This window comes from Mycobacterium sp. MUNTM1 (assembly GCF_054660795.1).
Window position 1 is genome coordinate 1 of record NZ_BAAGDE010000140.1, and the last position, 1,086, is coordinate 1,086.

Annotated in this window: 1 protein-coding gene; it reads left to right on the forward strand. The window is 62.1% G+C overall.

The features are described 5' to 3' along the window. Positions 1–99 precede the first annotated feature (99 nt). On the forward strand, positions 100–1,077 hold the full coding sequence (locus ACYQ8K_RS30105; protein WP_459975027.1) for an IS481 family transposase: 978 nt from the start codon (positions 100–102) through the stop codon (positions 1,075–1,077). The last annotated feature ends 9 nt before the right edge of the window (positions 1,078–1,086 follow it).

The following is a 1,086-nucleotide window of genomic DNA, read 5'->3' on the forward strand; positions in this document are numbered from 1 at the left end:
TGTACTCGGCAGACACGTTGGTGACGGTTGTTGATTGTGGGGAGGACCTCCGGGCTTAGTGGAGATATCTGACGTCTTCACGACCCCACGGAGGTCCTCGTGTCCCACGCTAATGCTCGATTGACCGTTTACGGCCGCGCTTTGTTGGTTGATCGGGTCGTTGGCGGTCGACGCCCGGTCGCTCATGTTGCGGCTGAGCTGGGCGTTTCACGGCAGTGCGCGCACCGATGGGTCCGTCGTTTCCGCGAGCTCGGATCGGCGGGTCTAGCAGATCGATCGTCACGGCCGCGACGATGCCCGCGCCGGACCGCGCCGGCTGTTGAAGACGCGGTGATCACATTGCGGCTTCGTGAGCGCCGCGGCCAAGACTGGATCGGGGCCGAGCTTGGAGTGTCGCCACGTACCGTCAGTACGATCCTGCGACGCCACCAGGTGCCGTATCTGCGTGACTGCGATCCGCTCACCGGCGCACCAATACGGGCCTCGAAAACCACCGCGGTCCGCTATGAACGAGCACGCCCCGGTGAGTTAATCCATATGGACGTCAAGAAGATTGGTCGCATCCCGGACGGTGGTGGATGGAAGGCCAAGGGTCGAGCCGCCGGCGACACCTACGCACACAAGGTCGCCGGAACCGGCTTTGACTACGTGCACTCCGCCGTGGATGACCATTCCCGGCTCGCCTACTCCGAGATCTTGCCCGATGAGAAAGGGCCCACCTGCGCGGCGTTTCTCAGACGAGCTGCTGCCCACTTCGCCGCCTGCGGTGTCACCAGCATCGAGCGGGTCATCACCGACAACCACTTCAGTTACCGGCGATCAGTTGCCGTCGCTGAGGTCATCGCCTCGTTGAATGCCACGCACAAGTTCATCCGTCCCCATTGCCCTTGGCAGAACGGGAAAGTCGAACGCTTCAACCGCACACTGCAAACCGAATGGGCCTACCGCCAGGTCTTCACCACCAACGATGCCCGCAGTGCAGCACTTGCTCCATGGCTTGAGCACTACAACAATCAACGACGCCACTCAGCACTCGGAGGCCACCCTCCGATCAGCCGACTGTCAACAACGTCTTAGCCGAGTACA